This window comes from Dyadobacter sp., assembly GCF_039919315.1.
Taxonomy (GTDB): domain Bacteria; phylum Bacteroidota; class Bacteroidia; order Cytophagales; family Spirosomataceae; genus Dyadobacter.
Window position 1 is genome coordinate 111,223 of record NZ_JBDSFX010000092.1, and the last position, 14,572, is coordinate 125,794.

10 protein-coding genes are annotated in these 14,572 nt (G+C 44.8%); 4 read left to right on the top strand and 6 right to left on the bottom strand.

The window, feature by feature from the left end; translation table 11 throughout:
- Positions 1–13: 13 nt before the first annotated feature.
- The gene (locus tag ABIO93_RS27375; RefSeq protein WP_348073196.1) at positions 14–811 is read left to right on the top strand and encodes an endonuclease/exonuclease/phosphatase family protein; all 798 of its coding nucleotides are present in this window, start codon (positions 14–16) and stop codon (positions 809–811) included.
- Here ABIO93_RS27375 and ABIO93_RS27380 read toward each other — a convergent pair.
- Positions 798–2,537, bottom strand: a complete 1,740-nt coding sequence (locus ABIO93_RS27380) for a VRR-NUC domain-containing protein (protein ID WP_348073197.1) — start codon at positions 2,535–2,537, stop codon at positions 798–800. The two genes, ABIO93_RS27375 and ABIO93_RS27380, sit on opposite strands and share 14 nt — an antisense overlap.
- A gap of 282 nt (positions 2,538–2,819) precedes the next feature.
- Between ABIO93_RS27380 and ABIO93_RS27385 the strand changes: the two genes are divergently transcribed.
- On the top strand, positions 2,820–4,010 hold the full coding sequence (locus ABIO93_RS27385) for a phosphoglycerate kinase (RefSeq protein ID WP_348073198.1): 1,191 nt from the start codon (positions 2,820–2,822) through the stop codon (positions 4,008–4,010).
- A 136-nt stretch (positions 4,011–4,146) separates the two neighbouring features.
- Here the strand turns inward: ABIO93_RS27385 and ABIO93_RS27390 are convergent, their stop codons facing one another.
- Together ABIO93_RS27390 and ABIO93_RS27395 are read right to left on the bottom strand one after the other, a co-directional pair.
- Positions 4,147–6,600 (bottom strand): outer membrane beta-barrel protein, encoded by a 2,454-nt coding sequence (locus tag ABIO93_RS27390; protein WP_348073199.1) that lies wholly within the window; start codon positions 6,598–6,600, stop codon positions 4,147–4,149.
- 290 nt (positions 6,601–6,890) lie between these two features.
- Complete coding sequence (locus tag ABIO93_RS27395; protein ID WP_348073200.1) at positions 6,891–7,082, bottom strand: cold shock domain-containing protein; 192 nt, start codon at positions 7,080–7,082, stop codon at positions 6,891–6,893.
- 181 nt (positions 7,083–7,263) lie between these two features.
- Here ABIO93_RS27395 and guaA point away from each other — a divergent pair, with 181 nt between their 5' ends.
- Positions 7,264–8,793, top strand: coding sequence for a glutamine-hydrolyzing GMP synthase (gene guaA / locus ABIO93_RS27400; RefSeq protein WP_348073201.1), 1,530 nt, complete (start codon positions 7,264–7,266; stop codon positions 8,791–8,793).
- Positions 8,794–8,858: 65 nt separating this feature from the next.
- On the opposite strand, the gene ABIO93_RS27405 is transcribed toward guaA, so the two are convergent.
- Complete coding sequence (locus tag ABIO93_RS27405; protein WP_026628251.1) at positions 8,859–9,023, bottom strand: DUF1328 family protein; 165 nt, start codon at positions 9,021–9,023, stop codon at positions 8,859–8,861.
- 241 nt (positions 9,024–9,264) lie between these two features.
- Between ABIO93_RS27405 and ABIO93_RS27410 the strand changes: the two genes are divergently transcribed.
- Positions 9,265–11,121: a M1 family metallopeptidase gene (locus tag ABIO93_RS27410; protein ID WP_348073202.1), complete on the top strand. Its 1,857-nt coding sequence runs from the start codon at positions 9,265–9,267 to the stop codon at positions 11,119–11,121.
- Here ABIO93_RS27410 and ABIO93_RS27415 read toward each other — a convergent pair whose 3' ends face one another.
- Complete coding sequence (locus ABIO93_RS27415; RefSeq protein ID WP_348073203.1) at positions 11,122–13,689, bottom strand: DUF5686 and carboxypeptidase regulatory-like domain-containing protein; 2,568 nt, start codon at positions 13,687–13,689, stop codon at positions 11,122–11,124.
- A 168-nt stretch (positions 13,690–13,857) separates the two neighbouring features.
- Positions 13,858–14,565 carry a DsbA family oxidoreductase gene (locus tag ABIO93_RS27420; RefSeq protein WP_348073204.1) on the bottom strand — a complete coding sequence of 236 codons (708 nt, stop codon included), beginning with the start codon at positions 14,563–14,565 and terminating at the stop codon, positions 13,858–13,860.
- Positions 14,566–14,572 lie beyond the last annotated feature (7 nt).

Below are 14,572 nucleotides of genomic sequence, written 5' to 3' on the forward strand. Positions count from 1 at the left end.
CCTTTTATTCTTTATGAAAAATACCCTTTTGACTCTGCTTACCCTGCTTTCTGTTACTGTTTTCGCCAATTCGGAGACTGACCAGCCCATTAAAAAACTCCGCTTCAAGGTAATGACCTACAACATTCACCATTGTAACCCGCCGTCTGCCGGTGATAAAATTGATGTCGAGGCGATTGCGAAAGTGATTAACTCCGAAAAACCTGATTTTGTCGCATTGCAGGAAGTAGATGTGAATACGGAACGCTCCGGAAAAGGCAAAAACCAGGCGCAGCAGCTGGCCGAGTTGACCGGAATGTATTTTTATTTTTCCAAAGCCATTGATCACCAGGGCGGAGATTATGGTGTGGCTGTTTTGAGCAAGTATGCGATCATTGATTCTGCAAGATTTGCATTGCCAATTCATGCCGATAAACCGGAGGAAAACCGTACGATTGCAGCCGTAACGGTTACTTTACCTTCGAAACAGAAAATCATTTTTGCCAGCACACATTTGGGTTTGAAAGAGCCAAACCGACTTTTGCAGGCTGAAAAAATCATGGAAAGTTTTGGGAAAACCGAGCTTCCAATGATACTGGCAGGCGACTTCAATGCGGTTCCTGAAAGTCCCGTGATCGCCTATTTCGATAAATATTTCACCAGGACCTGCTCGGAATGCAAGCCTACGATCCCCGTTGAAGTTCCCAACAAGACCATTGACTTCATCATGTCTAAAAAAGGAAGCAACCTAAAAGGCGGCGAAACCAGGGTAATTGACGAAAAATACGCCTCTGACCACTTGCCGGTAGTAGCCGAGTTTACATTGGAGTAGCAGGTTCCTTGATCCAGTTCACCCGCACGATCCTGCTATGCACGTCACGTTCTGCAAAGAAATGCTGCCAGTGCAGCTGCCGCGAGGACAAATGATCCGTAGGGGATTTGATTTCAATAAAAGCATACTCTGAATCATTCCAAACCAGTAAGTCGGGAAAGCCACGTGTGTTTTCCCGCAGGTTTAATGCAATTTCGAGCATGATCGCATGGATCTTTTCAGGGCTGAGCAGAGAAGTCAGTGTCAATACTTTGTCAAGGGCGCCATCGTACCAGGGCACAAGTACATTGGTAATGCCATACTTCTCAGCATAGGTTCTGCTAACCAGTTCATCTATAATTTCTCTTGAATGAACAGCTTCCAATCTCTCTTTGAGCTGAGCCGACCTTTTGTAGTAAAAGTCTGGTAGAAAAAAATCGGACGGAATGCGCTGTAATGGATTGTGAATGGTTTTGACATTGGTATCATATATAATGTCCCAAAACAGTAGTCCGAACAATGCACGCCAGGGCTCGTTTTCACTAAAAAATGCCTGGTAGCCCTGCGCCCGGTAATAATGTATCGCGCCAAGTTCCACCTGGTATCGGTACATCACTGGTATTTCTATCGCCTCCGCAGCTTTCAGCGCCTGGGTTGTTCGCTTCACGACCCTGGTTTTCTTATTTTTTATTTTTTCGTAAAAATCAAGGCTGAAATAACGCTCGTCAGCATTTTGGGGATTTTCTGCGATTTCTTCACAAAGCGCGATGGCTTCGTCGATTTCGCCGAGATTGTAAAGCAGCCGCACACGCCTTTCGCGCGCCGGTGCATCGTTGGTAAGCTGGTAAATGCTGAGTGCCTGGGATAACATTTTCTTGCGTTCGAGCCAGGCGCTTACCCTCAAAATGAACGAGTTGAATGATGGCTGTGCTTTTTGGCTAAGCCCGGTGCCGTCGGCTACGTGCCAGTTCATAAACCAGTCGAAAATTTCCTCGGGCGGCAGCTCGTGTTTCATGCCGTCAAAAGTTTCCTTCATCAGCGAAACCATCAATGTGTCGTCCATATCCTTCCTCGTTTCAAACTGAATAGACAAATGCTGCTCGTCAAACGACTGAAAGCGTACGTGGCCCAGGTCGCGGATCACAAACTCGGTCATATCCGCATTCCTGTTCCCGAAAAACAGGAATTTCATCACCATTACCTCTACTTCAAAAGTAACCTTGACCACCGCCTCGGTTTGCGAAATAATCTTGCAAAGTGTTTTGAAATCATATTCATACATCAGCCAGCGCACCAGATCAGGCTTTTTGATGGTTTTGGAAGGCATAATCTCCGGTTCGAGCATCTTGGTGAATACCAGATGTTCCGGTTTCGTGAACAGCTCCATGATCTCCGCAAACCGACTCTCATGCGCATCGCAGAGTGATTCTATGAATTCCTTTTCGAGCAGTTCATTCAGGACGGCAGGGAGGTCCGTGATTTCGGAGTAGGAGAGGCTATTGACCCTGAAAAATGACTTGCTTCTGTTGCTGAACCGGATAAACAGACATTGCGCGTCTTCCGAAAGCGAATCGTACCCATCCAGAAAAGCAAGCTCCGTTTCATTCAGTACATGGGCATACCGCTTCCTGACAAATTCCAGGACGTAGCCAAAATAGGCATGGTAATATTTGGGTGGAAGATCTGTCGGGAATTCCGTGGGAAGCTCGAAATTCTGGACAAATGGATTCGGAAGTACGTCGCTCAAAACTGGATGAAGTGAATTGGTTTTAATGATAAAGTTACCAAATAAATCATTTTGGAGGGTGAAAAGTTGCCAACTTTCGGTAAAGAAAATAAGGCAGCCAGGCGGTCACGGTGACTGGCGGCTACATGATATTAAAATTTGGTTAAACGCGATTTTTTTAGAAAAATTGAAAGCAAAAATTGCATTATACCTATTATGAAAGCGGCCTTTTCTCAATCATATAGTATTTAATAAAGAAATTGGTTTACATTTGTTTCCTATGGAAAACAATTTTATCTGCCCATGACTACATTAGATTCTTATGATTTTTCAGGCAAGAAAGCCTTGGTTCGCGTGGATTTCAATGTCCCGCTTAACGACAAATTTGAGATCACGGACGATACACGTATCCGTGCGACAATTCCCACAATCAGCAAGATTCTTAACGACGGAGGTTCTGTTATTTTAATGTCACATTTGGGACGCCCAAAAGACGGACCGAGTGAAAAATATTCTCTAAAACACCTTGTGAACCCATTATCACTGATATTGGGCAAGACTGTGAAATTCGCTGACGACAGTATTGGCGCGAGCGCAACTGAACTGGCAGGTGCATTGAAACCGGGTGAAGTTTTGTTGCTTGAAAATCTTCGTTTTTACAAAGAAGAAGAAAAAGGCAGTGAAGAATTTGCTGAAAAGCTTTCCAAACTGGGCGATGTATGGGTCATGGACGCATTCGGGACCGCTCACCGCGCACACGCTTCTACGGCTGTGATCGGTAAGTTTTTTAAGGATAAAGTTTGCGGATATGTGATGCAGGCTGAGCTGGATAATGCAGAAAGACTTCTGGATCATTCCGAAAGACCTTTTACAGCCATCATGGGCGGTGCCAAGATATCTGATAAAATTTTGATCATCGAACGCCTGATCGATAAGGTGGATAACCTGATTATCGGTGGTGGGATGTCATATACATTCTCGAAAGCACAAGGCGGAAGCATCGGAGGGTCACTTTTGGAAGCCGATAAGCAGGATCTGACCTTGGAACTGGTGAAAAAGGCCAAGGAAAAAGGTGTGAACCTGGTACTTCCGGTTGATACGGTTATCGCTGATAAATTCAGTAATGATGCCGAATTGAAAGTGGTGAAAGCAGGGGAGATTCCTGACGGATGGCAAGGACTGGACATTGGTCCTGAAACCATTGCGATCTTCGCTGATATCGTTAAAAATTCAAAAACAGTGCTTTGGAATGGTCCAATGGGTGTATTTGAATTCCCTAATCTTGCAAAAGGAACCAATGCAATCGCAAAAGCGGTAGTAGCTGTTACCGAAGAAAACGATGCATTCTCATTGATCGGTGGTGGCGATTCTGCTTCTGCTATTAATAATGCAGGTTACGGTGACCGTGTTAGCTACGTATCTACGGGCGGCGGCGCTTTGCTGGAATACATGGAAGGAAAAGTACTTCCCGGCGTTGCAGCTTTGGAAGCGTAGTATTTTACATTTAGGTTTTGTTTAAAATAAGAAATCCATCCCGCATAGCGCGAGATGGATTTTCTGCATAACAAACCTAACTAATTTATGAATATCGACCACGACAGCCGTTGCTGCGTTTGGCCGGGATTCCAACCTAACTACCGCCGTTCGCACGTTTCTGAAGATCATCAGAACCGGTATTGCGCTGGCGGGCACCCTTGACATTTTGATTGCCAAAATTGTAAGTAAATGTCAGTCTGAACTGGCGGCTTGGCCATTGAGATTTGACATTGAAATCAATGTCTTTGTAAATCGCTTTTCCGCGGAAACGGTTGGTCCAGAAAATGTCGTTGACATTGAAACGTATTGTTCCTTTCTTATTCAGGATATTTTTTTGAAGTCCTGCATTCAGCATTCCCATTGGTTTAGCGGCATACAGTCCGTAAAATGCTCTGCTATTATACCATCCCGAGATCTCCCCAGACCAGTTTTTCGATATGGTAAATTGGTTGCTCGCATACATATTCCAAGACGCCTGCTTGATTTCCAGCTTTTCTTCGAGGTAAATCGAGTTGTAGTGATTGTATACACCCGTGAAATTGGTCTGTACATTCCACCATTTGGCGATTTTGATCGGAAATGAGACGGTAAGGCTTACATTATCCTGGTTGTCCAGGTTATCCGATGTCACGAATGTTTTGTTTTCCGAAGCGATCTGCTGTGGTAGCTCATCAGCGATCATATCCTTGATCCGGCTGTATGCCAATGTCGTATTCAGGAAATTTTTGTAAACGTGTACGAGCTGGAATGAGTTGGTATACTGCGGTCTTAGGTTCGGATTTCCTCTTTGGAATGTATATGGATCCAGATAAAATTCGAAGGGGTTTAATGACTGGTAGTTCGGGCGGTCGATCCGGCGACTGTACGAGAGGTTGATCACGTTATTGGTATCCAGCTGATTGGACAGGAACACGCTTGGGAAAAGATTTATATAGTTTCGGTCGCGTTTCTGGTTCAATGTCACCGAGTTGCCGATGGAATGCGTGTGCTCTCCACGAACCCCTATCTGGTATTTTACTTTTTTCGAAAGGCTGCCGCTGTAATTCAGGTAAGCCGCATTGACATTCTCCGTGTATTTGAACCGGTTGGAGCGGGTGGGGTCAAGCACCCATTCGTCTGTTTTGGTTTCAAAAACCATGTCATTGTCGGATGTTACATAGCTTGCTTTCAAGCCTGTTTCCATTTTGCCTTTCCACAATGGCTGGGTATAATCCAGCTTCGCTACACCAATGTTGATGTCGGAAGGCATGTTGTTTCTCACATTTTCGGGATTTCCGTCATTTGAGCCGTCGGGTTTGTAATAGCGGGTATCAAGGTTGCTGTTCTTTTTGCCGCCGTAATTGACATAGTCCACGTCAAACGTCAGCTCCTTGCCTTTGTCGTCGAATTGATGCTTGAAGTTGGCGTTGGTACTGATGTTGGTCATCTTACCACCATTGAAAACATTGGTACGGAATGTTCTCTGAAGACTCAGGTCTTCATTCAGAATGCGGGTGTTGGTTTGTCCGAACGGGTTGCTCCAATCATTAAAGAAGCCCGAAACGAGTACACCTACCGTAGTTTTGTCGGTTGCAAAATAATCCAGCCCGGCTCTTACATTATAGTATTGCGATTCGTTGATCCGCTCCGTTTTCTGATCGAAAATGGTCACCTTATTTTCGAAAGGGATCTTGCGGTAAATGTCATTATTGTTGAAGCCTTTGTTGTAAAATGCGCCTCCATTGATGAACGTGCTGATTTTGCCAGCCCGGTGATTGATCGTTGCAGTGGCATTGGCCCGGCCATATTTTGCCCAGGCGCCGCCCAGGTTCACATTACCGTTGGTACCGTAATTTTTATTACGTTTCATCTTAATGTTGATGATCCCGGAATTACCGGCGGCGTCATATTTAGCCGACGGATTAGTGATCAGCTCAATTTTTTCAATGTTGTCGCTGGGCGTGTTCCGCAGGAGTGTGATCAGTTCCTGTTGGGAGAGGAATGTTTGCTTACCATCGATCTGGACGATAACGCCTTCTTTTCCACGCAGTTTAAGCTGTTCATTCTGCTGATCAACGGTGACGCCGGGAGCTCTTTCGAGTACTTCCAGGGCAGTAGCGCCAGCGGAAACAATGCTGTTTTCAACATTGATGACCGTGCGGTCAATTTGTTGCTCAATGAAAGGTTTTTTGGCTACCACGGTTACCTCATTCAAAGATTGGGTATCCGTTTTGAGCGTAATGATGGGCAGGTTAACGGCGTCGTCTTTCACCTGAAAAGTAGCGCTGTAACTTTTTTGATACCCTACCATCGATACCAGCGTCATGTACTTTCCGGCTTCTACCTGCTCGAAAAGGAATTTTCCGTTGTCATCTGCGGCGAGGCCTTTTACAAGCACGGAATCTTTGGCATTGAGGAGAAGCACATTCACGAAGGGGAATGGCTGTGATTTTTCATCGAGAATGGCTCCCGATACTTTTCCTTTTCCAGTAATGGCAGCGGGTGTTTGCGCAAGCACAAAACTTCCACTCAGTAGCAATGCTACAGTTAGGTTCAATAAGAATTTCATGGCTAATAGATTATGGTCAATGTAACAGAGGCATTTTTTTTCTTCCGGTACATTGTAAAAGTAAGTACTTTGTATAACATAGAACCTTAGATTACATAAGTGGTTTTTCTGCTATATAAATGGAGTGCGTGTGCCTATCTTTCGTCTGATAGATACAAAGGGAATAAAGAAAGTTGCACGTAGGGAGAAAAAAAGTTTAAGTGGTCAAATAGTGTTGTGAAATGATGAACGGTCAATAAAAAAGCCGCTTCGTTGGAAGCGGCTTTTTGAAATTCTATATTAAGTCCTGATCAGGCAAGCTTAACATTGATCGCGTTAAGGCCTTTACGTCCTTCTTGAAGGTCAAAAGTAACGTCATCGTTTTCGCGAACTTCGTCAACCAGACCGGAGATGTGTACAAAATAATCTTCTCCTGTTGTTGTGTCTTTAATGAACCCGTATCCCTTAGAGTCATTAAAGAATTTTACTGTTCCTTGATTCATATTAATTGTATGATTGAAAATTTAGCCAAAGATACAGGCACCGCGGCAGTTGTACAAATTAAACTTAGAAAAGTTAAAATTAATAAGGACTGTGTCTGGTAGCCCTTGCTTACGAAGATCGCACTTCGTTTTTTGGTTTCGGTCAATCTCCCTACCTTTGCGTTTTAGATAGCATATATATATGACTGAACAAATTCTTATTTTAGATTTTGGCTCACAGTATACTCAATTAATCGCACGACGCGTTCGTGAACTTAATGTTTATTGTGAAATCCACCCTTACAATAATTTCCCCGACCTCACTCCAAATATCAAAGGCGTCATCTTATCAGGAAGCCCCTGCTCCGTTCGCGATGTTGACGCTCCTCGTGTTGATCTGGACCAATTTCGTAAAATAGTGCCCTTATTGGGCGTGTGCTATGGAGCTCAGCTCATGGCGCAGGAATTGGGAGGCGATGTAAAACCTTCACAGCATCGTGAATATGGCCGCGCTCGCCTGGAAATAGATGATACTGATTCATCATTACTGGCCGGTTTGTCGGAATCATCGCAGGTATGGATGTCACACGGAGATACAATCGTACGTACTCCCGAGAGCTTTCACATCATCGCTTCTACCGAATCAGTCAAAGTGGCTGCATTCAAAATTGAAGATGAACTGAGCTATGGTATTCAGTTTCACCCGGAGGTAACCCACACTACGGAAGGTAAAAAGCTGATGTACAACTTTGTAGCCAAGATTTGTGGCTGCAAGCAAGACTGGACGTCGGAATCTTTTGTAGAACAAACAGTTAGCCATTTGCGCAATAAACTGGGTAATGATCGGGTGGTGATGGCATTGTCAGGCGGAGTCGATTCTACTGTGGCGGCCACATTGGTGCATCAGGCGGTGGGAGAAAACCTGTACTGTATTTTTGTAGATAACGGATTGCTCCGCAAGAACGAGTTTGAAGAAGTACTTCATTCTTATCAGGATATGGGGCTTAATATCAAAGGTGTTGATTCCAAATCACACTTTTACCAATCGTTGGCGGGAATCAGTGAACCTGAGGCAAAACGCAAAGCGATAGGGAAATCATTTATCGATATTTTCGATCAGGAAGCACATTTAATTGAAGAAGTTAAATGGCTTGGTCAGGGTACTATTTACCCTGACGTGATCGAATCTGTGAGTGTTAAAGGGCCATCTGCAACGATTAAATCACACCATAATGTGGGTGGTTTGCCTGATTTTATGAAGCTGAAAATCGTTGAGCCACTTAATACTCTGTTCAAAGACGAGGTACGTGCAGTAGGCAGAACATTAGGTATCGACGAAAAAATATTGGGCCGTCATCCCTTCCCTGGTCCTGGATTAGCCATTCGTATCTTGGGCGAGATCACCCCTGAGAAGGTAGCTATCTTACAGGAAGTGGACGCTATTTTTATCGGAGGTTTGAGGAAATGGGACCTTTACAAAGACGTTTGGCAGGCTGGCGCAATGCTTTTGCCGGTACAAAGCGTAGGTGTAATGGGTGATGAAAGAACTTACGAAAGCGTAGTGGCACTAAGGGCGGTAACTTCTGTAGACGGTATGACCGCCGACTGGGCGCATTTGCCTTACGAATTCCTGGCGGAAGTTTCGAATGACATTATCAATAAAGTGAAGGGAGTCAACAGAGTAGTGTATGATATTTCTTCCAAGCCACCTGCAACCATTGAATGGGAGTAAAAGGCTTAAACGAGAAAAGCGGACCTAAATCCGCTTTTCTCGTTTATAATGATCTTGCAAGTGCGTCAGGATCGCCCGACTCCGCGGCTAATCAAACTCAACACAAATAGCACCAGGAATACGAAGAAAAGTATTTTAGCAATTCCTGCTGCTCCCGCAGCTATCCCACCGAATCCAAGTACACCGGCGATAATAGCTACAATCAGAAATATTACGGTCCATCTAAGCATAATTGACAAATGTTAAGGTTTTTATAAAATCTTATATAATGAAGCTTTTACCAATTATGTGCCAAAAGCCGATCAACCATAAAACCCGAATTTTACAGTAAAAACAGGCTTTGAGGAGAAGAATGCGCTGATTTTATGTAGAGAATGATTCCCAAATTATACATTAAATCCGTTTTCCCTGTTTAAGTACTGAGATTCAGCAGTATCCGACAATTATATTAACCCATTGATTAAATTTAGAATGAAGTTTAAACTGATCGCGCTTTTGCTGACCGGTATTGTTTTACAAGTATCAGCGCAAAACGACCGCTGGCAGCAGCGGGCCAAGTACCAGATGGATGTGGAGTTTGACGCGGTCAAGCATCAATATAAAGGGACCCAAAAACTGGTTTACAGTAACAATTCACCCGATACGCTGAACAAGGTATTTTATCATCTCTACCTCAACGCGTTTCAGCCGGGTAGCCAGATGGACGTTCGTTCGAGGAGCATCAGCGACCCCGATCCGCGCGTCAAAGACCGCATTTCTAAATTATCCCTCTCGGAAATCGGTTACGAGAAAATCATCTCACTTAAACAGAATGGTAAATCATTGAAGTACGAGGTGGTGGGAACCATACTCGAAGTGACATTGAATGAGAAGATCCTTCCAAAGACCCAACATACTTTTGATTTGGTGTTTGAAGGACAGGTACCGGTCCAGATCAGGCGTACCGGAAGGGATAATGATGAAGGTATCGCATACTCCATGGCACAATGGTATCCCAAAATGTGCGAATACGACTATGAAGGCTGGCATTCCAATCCTTACATCGGCAGGGAGTTCTACGGAATTTGGGGCGACTTTGATGTGAAAATCACATTGGATGCTTCCTATGTGGTGGCTGCTACCGGCTACCTTCAGAATCCTGAAAAAATAGGGCACGGATATACGAAAGAGGAAGTGAAGCATAAGCCTGGCGATAAGCTGACCTGGCATTTCGTGGCACCGGAAGTGCACGACTTTATGTGGGCGGCCGACCGCGATTACAAGCACGACATTGTGAAGGTCGACGACAACCTGGATCTGCATTTCTTTTACCAGACGGATACGTTAACCGAGGCGTGGAAAGCCATGGAGCCGCTGGCTGTTCGTAGTTTTAAGATGATGAACGATAAATTCGGACGGTATCCTTATAAACAATACTCCATTATCCAGGGCGGCGACGGTGGTATGGAATATCCGATGGCCACGCTGATTTCGGGCCGTCAGAATCTGGGAAGCCTTGTGAGTGTGGTGGTGCATGAGTCTATCCACAGCTGGTTTCAGATGTTGCTGGGAACCAACGAGTCTAAATATTCCTGGATGGATGAAGGGTTTACTACCTATGCGCAAAACATTGTCATGGCCGAACTGTTCCCTTCCAGAACCGACCCGCAGAGAAGTAGTGCAAACAGCTACCGGACTTTGGCGAAATCCGGGCAGGAGGAGCCGCTTACCACGCACGCCGATCATTTCAATACCAACAAATCATACAGTATCAGTAGTTATTACAAAGGCGCGGTGTTCCTGAACCAGCTGGGTTACATTATTGGCAAGAACAAGCTTTCGAGCGGTATGAAACGCTATTTTAACGAATGGAAATTCAAACATCCTAATCCTACAGATTTAAAACGCATCATTGAAAAAGAATCAGGACTAGAACTGGACTGGTATTGGGAAGATTTTATTGGAACCACCAAAACCATCGACTACGGATTGAAAGAAGTGACTGCCAATGGAGGCAAAACGGATGTAGTATTGCAAAGGGTAGGCCAAATGCCTATGCCGCTGGACGTCGTGGTCAGTTACCGGGATGGTACGCAGGAGAATTTTTACATTCCCCTGGAAATTATGAGGGGCGAGAAAGAAGAGAAATTGTATTCTAAAACCACGCTATTACCGGACTGGGGCTGGACGTATCCCGAATATGCATTTACCATTGGCAAAGATCTTTCTGAAATCGTGCGTATCGTGATCGATCCAAGCCAGAGAATGGCTGATATCGATCCTGATAACAATGCTTATCCGATGGCCTCAAAAGTGGTTCCACGATTTAAAGCTGAAAAAACGAAATAGCTATCTCCCGAATTTAATGGAAGTGCCGACGCGCCAGCCCATGGCTTTGAAATGACTCCCATGGAATTGCGCGACGGCTTCCAGCCGGATTACACGGAGAATGTTATCAATGCCATAAACAGCCTCGGTATAATTCCTGATCGTAGGCACCCGCAGGTAATGTAGCTGCAGCGTCTCAGACAGGCCAGTCACGCGTAGTGCCTGAATCCGTGTGAGCGCAAAACGTTGGAGATTCCAGGTAGCGTGCGCCTGAAAAAACCATGATGCGGTGCTGTAACGATAGTATTGCAGCATTCGGAACTGATCGGGCGGGTAGGTATATTGGAAAAAGAACTCGTTACCCATGAAGTGGCGGTAGTCGGGGAAGTACATTTTCTTTTTGCTCAAAAAACTCCCTCCATTCACCAGGTATTCTAGATTACTTCTCGGCCCCAGGTTCAGGTTCTGACGGATCGTAGCCTGCAATCGGGAGTAGTCCACGTCACCTGCGAAACCCATTCCTCTGTTGTAATTCACACTGAATGAGGGTCCTTTACTTCTAATGTACCTCTTTTCGCCATTTCGGATCAGGTAGCGTCTCCACGGGCGGAGGGTGACGGTGAGGTCAAGTAACAATGCATTGTGTTCCGGGAAACCCGTATCTGCTAATTCCTTACTGACAGGCTTGTTTGGGGTAAAACTGTATCTCCGCCAGAAAAAGATCGGTTTCGCACTTTCCTGGTTGAATAACTCTTTCCTATGCTGAAATTCCAGGCCCGCATTGAAGCTGACAATATCGGCGACGTTCCTTATCGAATATTCCGCTTTTGCATATTGTTTCTGGTAAAGCTTCATGAAATTCCGGTCGAAAAACCGGGCTGCCATACTGTTGGGCAATGGGGGGATAGGATCGTTATTGTTGAACTGGCTGGCCATTTCGCCACCTTGCAGCATCAGGTTCCAATTATGATTGCCGACATTGGTTTCCAGATTGCCATAAAGCCTTTTCCTGCCGGCCGAATATCGTACCGTTGGACGTACGCTGAAATAGTGAGATTTACCCCATTTTTTTTGCCATTCGGTGATCAGGTTAACGGCGTTTCCTTCCACGGTATTGTAGCTAATGGAAAGCAAAGGGCTTTTGAAATAAAACGTGGCCCGATTTCCCAGGGTGTAAGTGTTACCGGTGACCAGATGCTGAGTTTTGAAATAGAGCGAATCAGGTTTAGACTTTACCTTCAATGAATCTTTGACGACCTTAATGCTATCCTGCATCACGTAACTCGAAACTTCGGATTTCGTGAGCGGGATCGGGCGCAACGCCTGCCAATAAGTGGTATCCCGCTTATTAGCCATAGAATCAATCACAATGGAATCCTGCCTGACCAGCCTGTCACTGCCACCTTCCATTTTCCGCTCTTTCTTCTGCTCCTTTTCGTAGTCCTTGGTCAGTTTTCTGAAATTTTTTGTCGAAAATTCTTTCTGATCTTTGATGAGATCGTCGAGGTCCTTTTTACGGTTATTTTCTTTGGCAATGTCGTCCTTTTTGTGGTCGTTGATGACAATGTCTTCTTTTAATCCTGGGTCAATGTCGAGTTTTTCATAAGTTAAAGAAACCAGATAGCGAAATTCTCCGGCAAAACCGAGATAGCTTCCATTGATCCTAAACTGTTGATTTACTGGTATCCACACATTTTGAACGGGGCTGAATATTTGTTTGGCTGAAATATTCAATCCACTAGTAGTAGTCTGAAGGTCGTAACTATGGATCGCCCAGCGGTCTTCGAGGATGAAGAGGCTGCCTTTGAAAACGCCTTCTCCATAAGCCTTTGGAATGACCTTGATTTTATTGACGAGCTGGCCCTGGTCTTCAAAATAGCCTTCATATTCGAACTTATAGTAAGCAAAAGCTTTGGGAGAAAGCGGGGAGATGGTCCCGGCTATTTCAGGACTGTACAAACTGGCCAGAATGTACTCATTAGGGGATGGGATACTGTTATCCAGACTGTTACGTGTAGAGACTATACGCTGGGTGTAACTACTCGGCCGACGGTACTTGATTTCTGCAACACTCTCATTAATAATGGCTTTTCCTTCCTGAATACCTTCTTTTTTGAGCCTTCTTTCGACCAGGTAGGGAATTTTAGTAGGCAATGCTGTGCTTCTTGAATATACTTTGGCAGTATAACCTCTGAGCTGCAATTGATGAAAACGCGCTTTGGCAATGGCGCGGCGCATAATACTGTACGCCGGATCTTCTTTTCCCTTACCTATGGTTGCTTCCTGAAGATTCAATGCCTGCTCTTCCAATGTAATGTTCAGTTCCTGAAAGTCATTGGTAATCGTGACGCTGCGGGAAACACTTTTAAAGCCGAGATATTGGAATATAATGTCATAATTTCCAGTAGGCAGGCTGAATTCGTACTCTCCGTCCTCATTAGCCATCGTTCCATTGCTGGTGCCCTTCACCGCAATACCGGCGAATGGTAACGCTTCTCCTTGCTTTGTGGTGATTCGTCCTTTTATTCCGCCTGCTACGGAACAGAGCCGGAGGCCAATAAAAAGCATCAGAAACAAGGCAAAGCGCATAGAGGTTTTGGTCGGTTATTGCAATAAGCACAATTTAGACGAAATTACTGATTCGTCTTTTTATGATTACTTATATAACCGTACCAGTGATGCACTTTGAAACTGGCAAACAAAAAAGGAGCATGCTTTTCTATCGCATACTCCGTTTATGAATGTTTACTGCTTGTTTTAGTTACATTCGCCATCTGTGGTGCACACATCGCCTTCTCCGAATGTTACCAAGGGCTCCGGATTTGCTTTCTGCCATTCAGTGAATGATTGCTCCAGAGCTCCGAGAAATGTCTCCGGCTGCTGAGCGCCTGAAACCGCATACTTACGGTCAAGCACAAAGAAAGGAACGCCTCTTGCTCCCACCTGCTGAGCTTCATAAATATCTTTTCGAACCTCGTCACTGAAAAGGGTGCCTTCTAGTACTTTTCTTAATTCGTGGGTATCCAATCCGATTTCAACTCCAAGTTCCACCAAAGTATCCAGATTCGAAGTGTCTTTTCCATCCGTGAAATACGCTTTGAAAAGCTGTTCTTCGGCCGCGTCGCCCAATCCTTTGGTTTTGGCAAGCTGTACAAAACGGTGTGCATCAAATGAGTTGGCTACTACCGCCTTATCCATATTATATTCCAGGCCTACCTCGCTGGCCAGACCGGTCACGTGGTCATTCACCTGCTGTGCGTAGTCGGGAGTCCAGCCTTTTACTTCGGCAAGATAGTCGTTAATGCTTTTGCCGGGTTCCGTTTTCATTTGCGGGTTCAGCTGGAAACTTTTCCATTCCACCTGAATTTTGTCTTTCTGGGGAAATTGGTCCAAAGCCTTTTCAAATTTCCTTTTCCCGATATAGCAAAACGGGCACATTACATCACTCCAAATTTCAACTTTCATATCTAAA

Bases quoted from the DNA above. Each gene is read 5' to 3' on its own strand.
- guaA (WP_348073201.1), top strand. From the start codon at position 7,264: ATGACTGAACAAATTCTTATTTTAGATTTTGGCTCACAGTATACTCAA.
- ABIO93_RS27390 (WP_348073199.1), bottom strand. From the start codon at position 6,600: ATGAAATTCTTATTGAACCTAACTGTAGCATTGCTACTGAGTGGAAGT.
- ABIO93_RS27420 (WP_348073204.1), bottom strand. From the start codon at position 14,565: ATGAAAGTTGAAATTTGGAGTGATGTAATGTGCCCGTTTTGCTATATC.
- ABIO93_RS27375 (WP_348073196.1), top strand. From the start codon at position 14: ATGAAAAATACCCTTTTGACTCTGCTTACCCTGCTTTCTGTTACTGTT.
- ABIO93_RS27410 (WP_348073202.1), top strand. From the start codon at position 9,265: ATGAAGTTTAAACTGATCGCGCTTTTGCTGACCGGTATTGTTTTACAA.
- ABIO93_RS27405 (WP_026628251.1), bottom strand. From the start codon at position 9,023: ATGCTTAGATGGACCGTAATATTTCTGATTGTAGCTATTATCGCCGGT.
- ABIO93_RS27395 (WP_348073200.1), bottom strand. From the start codon at position 7,082: ATGAATCAAGGAACAGTAAAATTCTTTAATGACTCTAAGGGATACGGG.
- ABIO93_RS27385 (WP_348073198.1), top strand. From the start codon at position 2,820: ATGACTACATTAGATTCTTATGATTTTTCAGGCAAGAAAGCCTTGGTT.
- ABIO93_RS27415 (WP_348073203.1), bottom strand. From the start codon at position 13,689: ATGCGCTTTGCCTTGTTTCTGATGCTTTTTATTGGCCTCCGGCTCTGT.